Here is a 13,406-nt window from a genome sequence, read left to right as displayed (position 1 = left end):
ATTGTCACCGGTCCGGTCGTGAGCCATCTAATAAGGTTAGGCAAACCTATTGATTGGTGCTGGCGCGATCAAGATACTGAGGCCGTCCGTTCCATTCCTCCAGCAAGAGGCGGTTTCTCGGTGCCCACAGCAACCCGCCGGCAGGTCCTCGGCGGCCTGGCGACGCTCGCGGCCACAGCTCTGGTGTCCGGTTGCGGCGGCGGACGGACCGGCCAGCCGACCGGCGCCGGCGTGACCGTCGAGCACGAGTTTGGCCGTACGACGATCCCGGCACCGCCGAAACGCGTGGTGACCGTCGGTTACGTCGACCAGGACCCGTTGCTCGCGCTCGGTGTTCGACCGGTCGGCGTACGCGAGTGGTTTGGCGGCAAGCCGTACGCCGCCTGGCCGTGGACCGCGGCCGCGCTGGACGGCTCCAGGCCGGTGGTGCTCGGCTCCGAGGAGCTCAGCTTCGAGAAGATCGCCAAGCTGACGCCCGACCTGATCATCGGCGCGTACGCCGGGCTGACGAAGGCCGAGTATGACCAGCTGTCCAAGATCGCGCCGACCGTCGCGCAGGCGAAAGGCCACGCGCACTACACGACTCCGTGGCAGGACATGACCAACACCATCGGCGTCGCGGTCGGCAAGGCGGCGGAGGCGAAGAAGCTGGTCGCCGCCACTGAGGCGAAGCTGGCCGCGGCGCGTACGGCGCATCCGGAGTTCGCGGGCCGCACGGTCGCGGTGCTCGACGGCTCGGCCGGCAACAAGGGCGGTTACGGCGTGCTCGCGGCGGACGATCCGCGCGGCCGGCTGGTGCGTGCGCTCGGCCTGCGCTATCCGGACGAGGTCAACCGGCGGATGCCGAAGGACAAGTTCTACATGGACGTGAGCCGAGAGCAACTCGATCTGGTCGACGCCGACGTGCTGGTGGTGCTGATCTACGACCAGGCCTCGCGGGCCGCACTGGACAAGGACCCGCTGTTCCAGCGCCTCAACGTCGTACGCCGCGGCGCCGCCGTCTATCTCGACAACGGCGCGAAGTCGCTCAACGCCGCGATGGGGTTCAGCACGGTCCTGAGCATCCCGTACTTCCTCGACGGGTTCGTGCCGCCGCTCGCCACCGCCGTGGCGAGGAAGGAGACGCGGCCTCAGGTGGGATGATGGCTGCGTGCCTCTTTATCGTGATGACGCGGTCGTGCTGCGCCTGCAGAAGCTGGGTGAGGCCGACCGCATCGTCACGCTGCTGACCAAGCGCAACGGCCGGGTACGCGCGGTCGCGAAAGGCATCCGCAAGACCACCAGCCGGTTCGGCGCGCGGCTGGAGCCGTTCAACCACGTCGACGTGCAGTTGGCCACCGGCCGCTCGCTGCACGTGATCAGCCAGGTCGAGACGCTGTCGCCGTACGGCCGGGACATCGCGTCGGACTATCCGCGCTACACCGCCGCCAGCGCGATCGCCGAGACCGCCGAGCGGCTCACCGAGGACCACGAGCCGGCGCTCCGGCAGTATCTGCTGGTCATCGGCGCGCTTCGTACGCTGTCCACCGGCGAGCACACGTCGTCGCTGGTCCTCGACGCGTATCTGCTGCGCGCGATGGCGGTCGCCGGCTGGGCGCCGGCGCTGGACGAATGCGCGGTGTGCGGCCTGGAAGGCGAGCACGGGGCGTTCTCGGTGCCGGCCGGCGGCCTGGTGTGCGGCACCTGCAAACCGCACGGTTCGAGCAACCCGTCGCCGGCGAGCATGATGCTGATGCGCGCGTTGTTGTCGGGCGACTGGGATGACGCCGACGCGAGCGAGCCGCCGGCCCGCCGCGACGCGTCCGGACTGATCGCGGCGCACCTGCAATGGCACCTGGAGCGAGGACTGAGGTCTTTGAAGCTGGTACAACGGTGAGCCCGCTGATGGATCCGCTGCCGCATCCCAGCGGCGCGCGGCCGCCGGACATCCCGGCGGATCTGGTGCCGGTGCACGTCGCGCTGGTGATGGACGGCAACGGCCGCTGGGCCAAGGCGCGCGGCCTGCCGCGTACGGAGGGCCACAAGCAAGGCGAATTTTCCTTGTTCGACATTGTCGACGGCTGCCTGGAGCTCGGGGTCAAATGCCTGTCGGTGTACGCGTTTTCCACCGAAAACTGGAAACGCTCGCCGGACGAGGTGCGTTTTCTGATGGGCTTCAACCGAAACGTGTTGCGGCGTCGCCGTGACGAGCTCAACGCGCGTGGCGTACGGATGCGGTGGTCCGGTCGCCGACCGAGGCTGTGGCGCAGCGTCATCTCCGAGCTGGAGACGGCCGAGCGGATGACCAGGCATAACACCAAAATGACGCTGAACATGTGCGTGAACTACGGTGGCCGCGCGGAAATCGTCGATGCCGCCGCCGCGCTGGCTCGGGACGTACGCGACGGCCGGGTGAACGCCGACCGGATCACCGAGGCGGTTTTCGCGCGCTATCTCGACGAACCGGACCTGCCAGACGTCGACTTGTTCGTCCGCTCGTCGGGGGAGCAGCGTACGTCCAACTTCCTGCCCTGGCAGTCGGTCTATGCCGAGATGGTGTTCCTGGACACGCTTTTTCCGGATTTCGACCGCCGGCATCTGTGGCACGCCTGCGAGGTCTACGCCTCGCGCGACCGGCGCTATGGCGGAGCGGTGCCCAACCCGGTGCCCGAGACCACCTGAGGTCGTCGCCTTGACAGTGCCTCGGCGCGCTGCCTAGCGTGATCAGAAATCGATTTCTGTTGAGGTGGGCTCGATGACTGAGCTGGATCGCCGTACGTTCCTGCGCGCCGCCACCGGCGCCGCGGCCGTTGGTGTCGTTGGTCTGGGCAGCACGCCGGCTTCGGCGTCCGCCGTGCCGTCGGACACGCCGAGCACGTTCTTTTCCACCGTATACGTGGAATCCGCCGGCACGGTCGCGGCGCCTGGCAGCGACGGCGACCTGTGGCCGTCGTGCTGGGCCGACGACGGTGCGCTGTATTCGGCCAACGGCGACGGCCGCGGCTTCAGCGACCAGCCGTTCAAGGACGTCGTGATGAACCGGATCGACGGCACGCCGGAATCCGGGCTGACCGGCGAGAAACTGGCCGAGTCCGAGGCGCTCGGCAACGTCTGGGCCGATCCGGCGCAGTACAACCGCAAACCGACCGGCATGGTCTGCGTCGACGGCGTGCTCTATCTCGCCGTGCAGGACCTCAAATCCGGCACGAACGCCTTCGACGACGTGCCAAACGCGAGCATCTCGCGGTCGGACGACCACGGTCGTACGTGGCAGAAGACCACCGAGGCGATGTTCACCGACCACCGGTTCACCACGATCTTCTTCCTGGATTTCGGCAAGAACTCCGAGCACGCGCGGCACGCGCTGGGACCGCACGACGGCTCGTACGTCTACGCGTACGGCCTGGACTGGAACTGGCGCGACTCCAACACCGACACCGTGCCGGATCCGGTCGATCTTTATCTCGCGCGGGTGCCGGCCGACGCCGTGCAGGACCGGTCGAAGTGGCGGTTTTTCACCGGCCTGAAGTATGGCCGGCCGACCTGGGGGAAGGACATCGCCGACAAGGTCGCCGTGCTGCACGACGAGACGCGCCGGTTTACCCAGCCACTGCCCGGAAAAACCGGAAACCTGACGGTCATCTCGCAGGGCGGCGTGCTCTACAACGCGCCGCTGAAGCGTTATCTCTACACGTCGTGGACCGACCCGACCTGGGAGTTCTACGAGGCGCCGACGCCGTGGGGGCCGTGGAAGCGGTTCCTGGTCGAGGATTTCGGCCTGACCGAGTGGTATCAGATGAGCGATCCGGTGCACACGCCGAAAAACGGCGGCTATGGCACCACGATCCCGGCGAAGTTCGTCAGCCCCGACGGCCGCGACATGTGGGTGCAGAGCAACTGGTGGACGGCGCCGTATCCGAAGCCGCAGGACAACTACAACTTCAACCTGCGCCGGCTGCGGGTCACCCCCTATCGGCCGACTTTGCCAGTCAACCAGCCAAACCCGCACAACAACCTGGCACGCACCGGCGCCGACGTGACGCCGATCCAGGTCTCGGCACATCGCGCGCATCGCAGTTACTACAACGACGGCGACCGTAAGCTGACCGAGGACAGCTATGACGGCCAGGTCAAGGCCGTCGACTTCTGGGGCTACGCGTTTTCGCGCGCGTACAAGATGAATCGTGTCGTCTACAGCCCCGGCACGATGGCCGCGGACGGCGGCTGGTTCACCCGCTCGGGCGGTGGCCTGCGCGTCCAGGTGCGGCAGGCGTTTCGCTGGATCGACGTGACCGGCCTGAAAACCACGCCGAGCTATTCGTACGATTCCACTGCCGGTGAGAAAACCTACGAGCTGACCTTCGACCGCACCTGGGGTGACGGCGTTCGGATCGTCGGCCAGCCCGGTGGCAGCTCGTACTTCACCTCGATCGCCGAGCTGGAGGTCTATTACGACGGCTGACCGTGCGTGGCGATCTGCCACAGGTTTCCGTGCGGGTCGCGGATCATCGCGCGCCGGTCACCGTATGGCTGGGCGGCCGGATCCTCGATCGACTCGGCACCGTTGGCCATCGCGCGGCGAAAAGTCGCGTCGGTGTCGGGGACGTACACGTAAAGGAACGCCGCCATCGGCTCGCGCTCGCCGGTGCCGCTGATCAGCAGACGAGAGTCGCCGATCCGCAGCTCGGTCGGCCGGCCGGCGTCGTACGTGCCGTCGGCGTCGAACACGGCACGGACGAAGTCGACCAGCGCGTCCGGCTGGCTGGCGACGATCCTGGGTGTCACGCAATGCCAGCCGGCTGGCCGGAAGTCGTCGGTCATCTCGTGCTCCTGACGTTCTTACGATTCGGTGATGGTTGGCCACGGAGAGCGTACGACGCGTGCCCGAGCGCCTAGCGTCGCAGGCGTGACTGTACTGATCACCGGCGGCGCCGGTTTCGTAGGATCGCACACGGCCGACGCGATCGGCGCGGACGTACGACTCGTGGATGCCTTGTTGCCGCAGGCGCACGGTGATTCACCAGCAGTCGAGAACATCGTTCGCAATGATCTGACCGACGTGTCCGAGGCCGTCGCGCTGCTGGACGGCGTCGACACGGTCATCCACCTGGCGGCGATGGTCGGTCACGGCGTCGATCCGTCCGACGCTCCGGCGTACGCGCTGCACAACGATTTCTCGACCGCGGTTTTGTTGGCTGCCATGGCATCGGCCGGCGTCCGGCGTTTGGTGCTCGCCAGTTCGATGGTCGTCTACGGTGAAGGCCGTTATCGCTGTGCGGAGCACGGCATTGTGCCGGCGGCACCACGTAAAGCCGGCGACATCGACGCGGGCAACTTCGATCCGCCTTGTCCGGTCTGCGGCAGCGGCCTGAGTCCTGAGCTGATCGGTGAGGACGCGCGGCTCGATCCGCGCAGCACGTACGCGGCGACGAAAGTCGCGCAGGAGCACCTCGCCTCGGCCTGGGCCAGGCAGACCGGCGGATCGGTGTGGGCCTTGCGTTATCACAATATCTACGGTCCGTGGATGCCGCGGGACACGCCGTATGCCGGCGTGGCCTCGATTTTCCGGTCGGCGCTGGAGCGCGGTGTCGCGCCGCGAGTCATGGAAGACGGCCGGCAGCGCCGCGATTTCGTCCATGTCACCGATGTCGCCGCCGCGAATGTGCTCGCCGCGGCCAAACCGGCGCCGGAGGGCACACTGCAGGCCGTCAACATCTGCTCCGGTGATCCGCACACCGTCGCAGAATTCGCCGAAAACCTGGCGACCGCGATGGGTGGTCCGATGCCGGTGATCGTCGGTGGCGCGCGGCCCGGCGACGTGCGGCACGTCACCGCCGATCCGGCGAAAGCGCGGTCAGTTCTCGGATTCCACCCGCGTACGTCCTTCGAAGAAGGCGTCAAAGCCTTCGCGACGGACCCGCTCCGGTAAGTGACTGTTTACCAACAGGCTCTAAAGCCAGATGCACCTCGAAACGGCAGCCCGGCTCGTGGTTGACGGCGCTGATCCGGCCGGACTGCGCCTCGACCAGGCCGCGCGCGACCGCCAGCCCGAGGCCGCCGCCGGTGTCGTCCGGCGTACGCGCGGCGGTGCCGCGAAAGGCCACGTCGAAGACTCTGGCGAGCTCATCTTCGGGAATGCCACCGCAACCGTCGTCGACGCGCAGCCACGCCTCGTCGCCGTCCACGCCGGCCGCGACCACGACCGAGCCACCGGGTGGCGTGTGCCGGATCGCGTTTGACAGCAGATTGCGGACGACTCGGCCGAGCTCGGCGTCGCTGCCGGCGACGACCGGCCAGTCGGCTTCCTCCGCGGCCGCCAGCTCGACGCCTTTTCGCGCCGCGCCAGCGCCTTCCGCTGCCAGCGCGTCGGAAACCACGTCCCGTAACGAAACAGCCGACATCGTGAGCCGCAGCGCGCCGGCGGTTATCCGCGACAGCTGGAAAAGATCGTCCACCATCGCCGACAGTCGCTCGGTTTCGCGGCGGATGTCGCGCGTGTATGCCGCGATGTCGTCCGGCGCGCTGACCACGCCGTCCTCCAAGGCCTCGGTCATCGCGCGGATGCCGGCCAGCGGCGTACGCAGATCGTGGCTGATCCAGGCAACCAGCTCTCGGCGCGATGAGTCGAGCGCGCGTTCACGCGCGCGAGCCTCGCGTTCCCACACGCTTTCGGCCGCGATTTGCCGGCCAAGCATCAAACCGGCCGGCACCGAGACCGCGGCGACCAGCAGACAGACGAAAAGCGTGGTGGCGAAGGCGGGGTCGAACATGAACTTTCCCACCACCAGCACGCCGGTCAGCGTCGCGACCACCGGCACCAGCACGAGCACTGCCATCGCGGTGGCGATGGAGTGTCTTCGCATGCGGTGCAACAGCACACTTCCGAGCAACACCACCGGAAGCGTGGCGATCAGCGCGAGTGGTGCCACGTGAAGAAAAAGCGTCAGCACACCGGCTCCTGCGGGTCGTAGCGATAGCCGACACCCCACACGGTCGCCAGCCGCCGCGGATGCACCGGATCGGTCTCGAGCTTTTCGCGCAGCCGGCGCACGTGTACGGTCACCGTGGACTGGTCGCCGAAGCTCCAACCCCACACGCGTTCCAGCAGCTCCGGTCGCCGGAACACCTGACCGGGATGCCGGACGAAATAGGCCAGCAGGTCGAATTCGCGCGTCGTGAGCGACAGTTCCCTGCCACGCAACGACACTCGGCGCGCGTCCAGGTCGATCGACAGGTCGCCGTCGGTGACCGTGCCGGCCGGTCGCGGATCGGGCGGACCGGCCGACCGGCGTAACACCGAGCCGACCCGCAACACCAACTCGCGCGGACTGAACGGCTTGGTCACGTAGTCGTCCGCGCCGGTTTCCAAGCCGGCGACCCGATCCTCCTCCTCACCGAGCGCGGTCAGCATGATCACCGGAATGCTGCTGTGCCGGCGCAACTCCTCGCACACCTCCAGTCCGCTCAGGCCTGGCAACATCAGGTCGAGCACCACCAGATCCGGTGGTTTCGCGCTGATCTCGGCCATCGCGGCCTCGCCGTCCGCGCGTACGGTCACCTCGTAACCGGCGCGGGACAGATATCGCCGCATCACATCGCGTACGGTCGGATCGTCGTCGACCACCAGGATCCGCGGCGCGCTCACCATCCGGTCACCACCAGATGGTTGACCGCCAAGGCCAGAACCGCCTGAGCGGCCAGCCACCACCGGCTCGTACGCGCCGGCAGCAACGCGCACGCCGGCACCAGCCACACCGCGAACGGCAGCCAGATCCGCTCCACTTCCGCCTTGCTCAGTCCGGAAAGATCGGCGAGCAGGATCGACAATGCCGCCGCGGCGACCAGACTTAGAGGTCCCCTACTTGCGCGGCCTCTTACCCGCCATTTGACCGATCTCCGCAGTCCGGCGACGACAGCCGGACCGGTCGAGAAGGCGAGCGCCGCCAGGTCGGCCCAGACGAAATACCAGTAGGGCCGCTGCGACGCGACGCCCTGGTAATAGCGGATCTGCACCAGATGTACGCCTTGCCACCACGCGAATCCGGCCGCCGTGAAGGCGGCAACCACGGCGATCGCGGCGATCGCGCCGATCACCAGCGGACGGATCCGCCGCGTGATGATGGCGACCGCCAACGGCAGCGTGCCGGCCAGGATGAGGCCGTACGACAGGTAGCTGCCGTATCCGAGCAGCAGGCCACCGCAAACCGAGGCCAGATCCCGAAACAAGCCCCTGCCGGCCGCGCCGACAGCGATCGCGGCGACACCCCAGGCGACAACGGCGGTGAAGATGCCGTCGGCAGAGACACCGATCCACACCGCTCCAGGGAAAAGCACGCCGAATGGCAGGGTTTTCCGCGCGGTTTCGGCCATGCCGAGGGCCTTGAGCGCCACCGCGACGGCGATGCATGCGGAGGATCCCAGCAGGATGCAGATCATGCCGGCGATCGCGCCGCCGCCGAGACCGATCCGGTCCAGTGCGACGAAAAACAACGTCACGCCAGGCGGATGTCCGGACACGTGCTCGGTCCAGGCGTCCGGTCCGCGGACGATGCCATCGGAGAAATGTCGCAGAAACTGGCCGATGTCGGTGACCCTGGGCACGTCGTGCAGATATTCCGCCGGACGGGTGAGCCGGCCGGCGATGCCAAACTGCCAACCGTCGATGAGCGCGAGGAAAAACGTCCATGCCACCGCGGCCACGTAGGCGACCGGCAGCAATGTGCGAAAGCGCAGCCGGGTGGACAGCTCGCGTCCGTAGAGAACAATGATCGCAGCGACCGCGATCGCCGGCATCGTGCCAGGACCGACGTGCGGCCCCCACCGGCCGGAAAGCGGCGGCCAGGCCAGATAAGGCGTCGGTCCGCCCGGCACGAACGCGCGCAACATGGCCCAGCCGACCAGCGCCGCCACGACGACGAGCGCGACGACCGACCCGACCGTGATCAGGTCATAGCGCGTCGTCCGGTCCGTACGCTCGTCGGACCGGGTCGGGGTTTGCGTCACGCCGGTACGCTAACCAGTTGGCCGGCCGGTTGGCGCGCCGCCGGACCTCGCGTCACGAGATCGTAAGAATCGGGCCGGCCGATCGGCTCTAGCGTCATGCGTATGAGCGTCGACGTGATCCTGCCGTGCCTCGACGAGGCATTGGCGCTGCCTGGCGTCCTGCAGGCGATGCCGCCGGGTTATCGCGCGATCGTGGTCGACAATGGTTCGACCGACGGCAGTCCGGCTGTCGCGCGCGAATTCGGCGCGACCGTCGTGCATGAGGCGCAGCGCGGATATGGCGCGGCCGTCCACAGTGGACTTGTCGCGGCGAGTGCCGACGTCGTGTGCTTCATCGACGCCGATGGTTCGCTCGATCCGTCCGTTCTCCCGGAATTCGTGGAGATGCTGGGCAACGCGGAGCTGGCGGTCGGCAAGCGTGTGCCGGTCAGCGTGTCGGTGTGGCCGTGGCACGCGCGTCTCGGCAATGCGATTGTCGCGTGTTTGTTGCGGCGGCGCGGTGTTCCGGTGTCCGACATCGCGCCTGTCCGAGCCGTACGCCGCGCGGCTTTGCTGGGTCTCGGCGTGACCGATCGCGCTTTTGGCTATCCACTGGAGTTGTTGTTACGCGCAGGTGCGGCCGGTTGGCGGATCGCCGAGCGGCCGGTCGACTATCGGCCGCGCGCGGCCGGCACCGTGTCGAAAGTCTCCGGTTCGTTTCGTGGGACGCTGCGCGCGACCCGTGATTTCGCGAAGGCACTGCGATGATCTGTGCGATACTGGCGAAATCGCCGGTCCCCGGCCGGGTGAAGACCCGGTTGTGTCCGCCGGCGACGCCGGAGCAGGCCGCGCGGCTTGCCGCCGCGGCCTTTCTGGACACCTTGGCCACCGTCACATCCTGCTCCTGGATCGTGCCGGTGGTCGCATTGGCAGGAAAACTCGACCATCCGCAGCTGCGTGCGGCAATGCGCGACGTGCCTGTTGTCGTGCAACGCGGTGAAAATCTCGGCGAGCGGATCGCGGCGGCCCATCTCGACGCGGCGGCATTGTTTCCAGGACGGCCAATCCTGCAGATCGGCATGGACACACCACAGCTGACCGCCGCCGACCTCGAGCAATGTCGCGACGCGATGCACGATGGTGTGCTGGCGCCAGCTGCCGACGGCGGTTGGTGGTTGCTCGGGCTGCGAAATCCGGAGCACGCGCGCTTGGTCGCGGACGTGCCGATGTCCCGGCCGGACACCGGCGCTCGTACGCTCGCCGCCCTGCGAAACGGCGGCCTCCGCGTCGCGCTCGGACCGGAACTGTCCGATGTGGACACCATGGCCGACGCGTACGCGGTGGCCGCCTTGGCGCCACGGAGCCGGTTCGCGGCCGAGCTCGGATGATCGCCGACTTTTCGCATGGCTTGCGCGGAAATCCGTGTGCACTGCGGCGCACGGATGGCGTGCTGATCCGGCTGCCGGTCCGTCGCTGGCATGCGCCGGCACGCGGCGCCGATCGCTGGCTGCTCGACCGGTGCACCGGTCCGACGCTCGACCTCGGCTGCGGTCCCGGCCGGCTGGTCACCGCGTTGGCCGAGCGCGGCCTGCCGGCGCTCGGCGTCGACATCAGCGCGGACGCGGTCGAGCGTACGCTCTTCCGCGGTGGCACGGCGTTGCGGCGAGACGCGCTCGGCCGGTTGCCGGCCGAAGGCCGCTGGTCGCACGTGCTCCTGGCGGACGGCAACATCGGAATCGGCGGCGATCCGGCACAACTGTTGCGCCGAGCGAAGGTGTTGCTGCGGCCCAAAGGCACCGTCTTGCTGGAGCTGGACCCGATCGGCGGCCTGTGGCGCGGAGCCGGCCGGTTGGAGGCGTCCGGCGTGGTCGGTCCGTAGTTTCCGTGGGCCCAGGTCGGCCGCTCTGCGCTACCCGCGGTGGCTGGCGCGGCTGGTCTCGCGGTGCGGACGGTCCGGCTTGGCTGGCGTACGTTTGCCGAGCTTTCCGCGTAACACATAGATAATCGCGCTCAGGGCGAAGGCTGCCGCGGTGAAGAGCAGCCAGCGGAACAGGTAGGGCTGCTGCGTCAGACCGGTCGCGTCCTGAAAGCTGCCGGCGCCCTGCCGGACGATGCCGGGGAAGAACAACAGAAACAGCAGTCCAGAGGCCAACGCCGGCACGCGGACGTAATTGACTGACCTGGTCACCAGCGCGTACACCGGAAACAACACCAGGTCGTGGATGACGACGGCGCCGAGGAACCACAGCAACATCAGCCAGGCCAACGGATCGGCGGCCACCAGCCAGATCGCATAGCCGGCGACCAGGAAACACATCAGCAAAGCCGCCAGATGCCAGCCACTGGCTCCATAAAACCGGCGCATGTCACCGCTCCCGGAAATCGATCGAGGCCACCCATTTCGTGCAATGCACGCCTGGCAATGCCGGCACGATGATCCGCGCCGGAAAGCCGTGGTCGAGGCTCAGCGGTGCGCCGTTGACGCGAAGCGCCAACAGAGCGTCCGGATCGAGGACCTGGTTTTCCTGCAGCGTCGCCTGGTGGAAGCCGCCGGTTTTCGACACCGCCTGGACGAATGCGTTCGCCGGCGCCGGCAGGCCGGTCAGTGCGGCGAGATCACGCAGCCGTACGCCCGTCCACGTCTGTGTCGTCGACCAGCCTTCCACGCAGGCGATCGGCAGGACAGCGGTGTGCTGCGGCATCCGTTGCAGCGTAGGAAGATCCAGTGTCAGCTGGCGGCGGCCCGAGAGCCGCAGGCGCCACGCCGGTCCGACCGACTCGGCCGTGATGCCGACACTTCTGGCCGTACGGTTGACCTGGAAGTCGGTCGGGCCGCCGCCGTACGACCGGCCGCGCGGCAGCAGGAACGCGCTCCAGCGCAGGCTGTCGACGCTTTGGCCGACGGTCACCGCGGCCACCAGGAGGGAGCCGCCGGCGACCAGACCCAGCAGGCCACGGCGGCTGATCGTGGCGCCTTCCGGTTTTTTCTTTGGCTGACGGGTGCGCAGCGCCGAGGCCATCGTGCGGAACTTGAGTCCAATGTGGACGGCGAACGCCGCGAGGAAGACCCAGGCACCGTAATAGTGCGCGGTGTAGAAGCTGAAGCCGAACAGATAGTCATACTGGATGTTGAGCAGGCCGGTGCCGACCTCGAAGAGAATGCCGCCGATCAGCAGGAGCAACGACAGGCGTTCAAGCGCGTGCGCGATCGATCTCGCCGGCGGCCACTCGAAAAGCTTCGGGATCACCGACCAGAGCTTGGCCAGGATCACCGGCACCAGCACCAGGCCGAGACCGACGTGCAGTCCTTGCGTCAGCTGGAAAAGCCAGGCCGGACGCGTCGGCCAGTCCACGTACGGCAGGTGCAGCCAACCGACGTCGCGCGGAAAAGCCTGACCAAACTGCGGACCGTACGCGAGATAGTCGAGCAGCCCGGTGACAATGACGAACGGCAGCGAGATCAGCAGTGTCAGGCCGAAAACCGAGGTGAGCCACCGGCCGCGCAGCGGACTCCGGAACCGGCCGGCCATCGCACGGCCGTGGTTTTCCGCCACGCTCCACAATCGACGCACAACGCTGGTTGTTCGCACGGTCCTCACCGTACGTCCGGGCGGTCCGGCCGGGTGCCGTCAGGACCGATCGGTAATGGAATGGAAAGACCTCAGTTTTCCATGCCCCGAAGGTGAGAAACCGGTGGTCGCGCAGCTGGCTGAAAAGTCGGAGCTCTCGCGCGCCTTGGACGAACGGAAAGCGCCTACCCCGGCGATGGGTAGGCGCTTTCCGCTGGTGGTCTCAGGCGACGCCGTCTGCCACCACGCCGAGCGACACACCGTCCAACACGCTCAGTCCGCGCATTGCCTGCCTCCGTTCGTCCCAAATGACCCTGGTGGAGCGAGGTGTGCGTACGTGCACAGAATGCACGAAAGGTCGACGTAAAGGGAGTGCCGGCTGGCAGAAAGCGCAGATTTGTGTGGCGTTAGTGTGCGCTTAAAGTGGTTTATCCATATATCACCCGTTATGCAGCCGTGTCGGCCGGAAGATGTTCGGCGCTGTCGCCGGCAGCCAAGTTTAAGCAGGCCTTAACGGGAACTCGCGTGCACGCGGCGGAGTTGACTGGTCATGTACGTGGTCGCCGCGCTGATCATTCCGTCGTTGGTCGTGCTGCTGCTCGCGGTGGCGGTGTTCGAGCGGGTCACCGGCCGGTTCGGCTGGGCTCCGTGGCGCAAACGCGGCGACGGCTCTGGCATGTCGCCATTGTCGACCGCCGGTGTCGAGGAGCTGGAGTCACATTTTCGCGGCACCAAAGACTTTCAGCGACAGATGAAACAGTCGTCTCTGATGCTGCGCGAGGAGGAGAGCGACGGCGCGCCGCCGCGCAGCAGAGTCGACCTCGACGCCGGCACGGCAAACATCGTCCTGCGCAAGCAAAACGACGGGTAGACCGC

15 protein-coding genes are annotated in these 13,406 nt (G+C 67.4%); 9 read left to right on the top strand and 6 right to left on the bottom strand.

What is annotated here, in order from left to right:
* The first annotated feature begins 120 nt into the window (after window positions 1-120).
* The 4 genes from GNX95_RS14500 to GNX95_RS14485 all read left to right on the top strand — a co-directional run bounded on the left by GNX95_RS14500 (window position 121) and on the right by GNX95_RS14485 (window position 4,441).
* Window positions 121-1,143, top strand: coding sequence for an iron-siderophore ABC transporter substrate-binding protein (locus GNX95_RS14500; protein ID WP_163507592.1), 1,023 nt, complete (start codon window positions 121-123; stop codon window positions 1,141-1,143).
* Between the two features lie 7 nt (window positions 1,144-1,150).
* Window positions 1,151-1,876 carry a DNA repair protein RecO gene (gene recO, locus GNX95_RS14495; RefSeq protein WP_163507591.1) on the top strand — a complete coding sequence of 242 codons (726 nt, stop codon included), beginning with the start codon at window positions 1,151-1,153 and terminating at the stop codon, window positions 1,874-1,876.
* Between the two features lie 8 nt (window positions 1,877-1,884).
* Window positions 1,885-2,661: an isoprenyl transferase gene (locus GNX95_RS14490; protein WP_246281646.1), complete on the top strand. Its 777-nt coding sequence runs from the start codon at window positions 1,885-1,887 to the stop codon at window positions 2,659-2,661.
* 73 nt (window positions 2,662-2,734) lie between these two features.
* Window positions 2,735-4,441 (top strand): DUF4185 domain-containing protein, encoded by a 1,707-nt coding sequence (locus GNX95_RS14485; RefSeq protein WP_163507589.1) that lies wholly within the window; start codon window positions 2,735-2,737, stop codon window positions 4,439-4,441.
* Here GNX95_RS14485 and GNX95_RS14480 read toward each other — a convergent pair.
* Complete coding sequence (locus GNX95_RS14480) at window positions 4,429-4,800, bottom strand: VOC family protein (protein WP_163507588.1); 372 nt, start codon at window positions 4,798-4,800, stop codon at window positions 4,429-4,431. The genes GNX95_RS14485 and GNX95_RS14480 overlap by 13 nt on opposite strands.
* Window positions 4,801-4,885: 85 nt before the next feature.
* On the opposite strand from GNX95_RS14480, the gene GNX95_RS14475 reads away from it, so the two are divergent.
* Entirely contained in the window at window positions 4,886-5,908 is a 1,023-nt protein-coding gene (locus GNX95_RS14475) for an NAD-dependent epimerase/dehydratase family protein (protein ID WP_163507587.1), read from the top strand.
* Here the strand turns inward: GNX95_RS14475 and GNX95_RS14470 are convergent.
* The 3 genes from GNX95_RS14470 to GNX95_RS14460 are packed head-to-tail and all read right to left on the bottom strand — an operon-like array spanning window position 5,877 to window position 8,982.
* Complete coding sequence (locus GNX95_RS14470) at window positions 5,877-6,929, bottom strand: sensor histidine kinase (protein ID WP_246281598.1); 1,053 nt, start codon at window positions 6,927-6,929, stop codon at window positions 5,877-5,879. The genes GNX95_RS14475 and GNX95_RS14470 overlap by 32 nt on opposite strands.
* On the bottom strand, window positions 6,923-7,627 hold the full coding sequence (locus tag GNX95_RS14465; RefSeq protein ID WP_163507585.1) for a response regulator transcription factor: 705 nt from the start codon (window positions 7,625-7,627) through the stop codon (window positions 6,923-6,925). Before GNX95_RS14465 ends, GNX95_RS14470 begins: the two co-directional genes overlap by 7 nt.
* Window positions 7,621-8,982 carry a hypothetical protein gene (locus GNX95_RS14460; RefSeq protein ID WP_163507584.1) on the bottom strand — a complete coding sequence of 454 codons (1,362 nt, stop codon included), beginning with the start codon at window positions 8,980-8,982 and terminating at the stop codon, window positions 7,621-7,623. The genes GNX95_RS14465 and GNX95_RS14460 overlap by 7 nt, the downstream gene beginning before the upstream one ends.
* A gap of 102 nt (window positions 8,983-9,084) precedes the next feature.
* Between GNX95_RS14460 and GNX95_RS14455 the strand changes: the two genes are divergently transcribed.
* Genes GNX95_RS14455 through GNX95_RS14445 form a run of 3 tightly spaced genes read left to right on the top strand, consistent with a single transcriptional unit; the run spans window position 9,085 to window position 10,840 of the window.
* Window positions 9,085-9,729, top strand: coding sequence for a glycosyltransferase family 2 protein (locus GNX95_RS14455; protein ID WP_222853574.1), 645 nt, complete (start codon window positions 9,085-9,087; stop codon window positions 9,727-9,729).
* Window positions 9,726-10,349 carry a TIGR04282 family arsenosugar biosynthesis glycosyltransferase gene (locus GNX95_RS14450; protein WP_163507582.1) on the top strand — a complete coding sequence of 208 codons (624 nt, stop codon included), beginning with the start codon at window positions 9,726-9,728 and terminating at the stop codon, window positions 10,347-10,349. The genes GNX95_RS14455 and GNX95_RS14450 overlap by 4 nt, the downstream gene beginning before the upstream one ends.
* Complete coding sequence (locus GNX95_RS14445; protein ID WP_246281597.1) at window positions 10,346-10,840, top strand: methyltransferase domain-containing protein; 495 nt, start codon at window positions 10,346-10,348, stop codon at window positions 10,838-10,840. Before GNX95_RS14450 ends, GNX95_RS14445 begins: the two co-directional genes overlap by 4 nt.
* Before the next feature lie 30 nt (window positions 10,841-10,870).
* On the opposite strand, the gene GNX95_RS14440 is transcribed toward GNX95_RS14445, so the two are convergent.
* Both GNX95_RS14440 and GNX95_RS14435 read right to left on the bottom strand, forming a co-directional pair.
* Window positions 10,871-11,326 carry a hypothetical protein gene (locus tag GNX95_RS14440; protein WP_163507581.1) on the bottom strand — a complete coding sequence of 152 codons (456 nt, stop codon included), beginning with the start codon at window positions 11,324-11,326 and terminating at the stop codon, window positions 10,871-10,873.
* Between the two features lies 1 nt (window position 11,327).
* Window positions 11,328-12,491: a molybdopterin-dependent oxidoreductase gene (locus GNX95_RS14435; RefSeq protein ID WP_163508064.1), complete on the bottom strand. Its 1,164-nt coding sequence runs from the start codon at window positions 12,489-12,491 to the stop codon at window positions 11,328-11,330.
* A gap of 589 nt (window positions 12,492-13,080) precedes the next feature.
* On the opposite strand from GNX95_RS14435, the gene GNX95_RS14430 reads away from it, so the two are divergent.
* On the top strand, window positions 13,081-13,401 hold the full coding sequence (locus tag GNX95_RS14430; RefSeq protein ID WP_163507580.1) for a DUF6191 domain-containing protein: 321 nt from the start codon (window positions 13,081-13,083) through the stop codon (window positions 13,399-13,401).
* Window positions 13,402-13,406: the final 5 nt, after the last annotated feature.

It is taken from the genome of Fodinicola acaciae, from assembly GCF_010993745.1.
GTDB lineage: Bacteria > Actinomycetota > Actinomycetes > Mycobacteriales > HKI-0501 > Fodinicola > Fodinicola acaciae.
This window is presented reverse-complemented; position numbering and strand designations above follow the sequence as displayed.

What these genes read in the sequence shown, in the direction of transcription:
- GNX95_RS14480 (WP_163507588.1), bottom strand. Translation starts at nt 4,800, where the DNA reads ATGACCGACGACTTCCGGCCAGCCGGCTGGCATTGCGTGACACCCAGG.
- GNX95_RS14445 (WP_246281597.1), top strand. Translation starts at nt 10,346, where the DNA reads ATGATCGCCGACTTTTCGCATGGCTTGCGCGGAAATCCGTGTGCACTG.
- GNX95_RS14485 (WP_163507589.1), top strand. Translation starts at nt 2,735, where the DNA reads ATGACTGAGCTGGATCGCCGTACGTTCCTGCGCGCCGCCACCGGCGCC.
- GNX95_RS14465 (WP_163507585.1), bottom strand. Translation starts at nt 7,627, where the DNA reads ATGGTGAGCGCGCCGCGGATCCTGGTGGTCGACGACGATCCGACCGTA.
- GNX95_RS14455 (WP_222853574.1), top strand. Translation starts at nt 9,085, where the DNA reads ATGAGCGTCGACGTGATCCTGCCGTGCCTCGACGAGGCATTGGCGCTG.
- GNX95_RS14435 (WP_163508064.1), bottom strand. Translation starts at nt 12,491, where the DNA reads ATGGCCGGCCGGTTCCGGAGTCCGCTGCGCGGCCGGTGGCTCACCTCG.
- GNX95_RS14440 (WP_163507581.1), bottom strand. Translation starts at nt 11,326, where the DNA reads ATGCGCCGGTTTTATGGAGCCAGTGGCTGGCATCTGGCGGCTTTGCTG.
- GNX95_RS14450 (WP_163507582.1), top strand. Translation starts at nt 9,726, where the DNA reads ATGATCTGTGCGATACTGGCGAAATCGCCGGTCCCCGGCCGGGTGAAG.
- GNX95_RS14430 (WP_163507580.1), top strand. Translation starts at nt 13,081, where the DNA reads ATGTACGTGGTCGCCGCGCTGATCATTCCGTCGTTGGTCGTGCTGCTG.
- GNX95_RS14490 (WP_246281646.1), top strand. Translation starts at nt 1,885, where the DNA reads ATGGATCCGCTGCCGCATCCCAGCGGCGCGCGGCCGCCGGACATCCCG.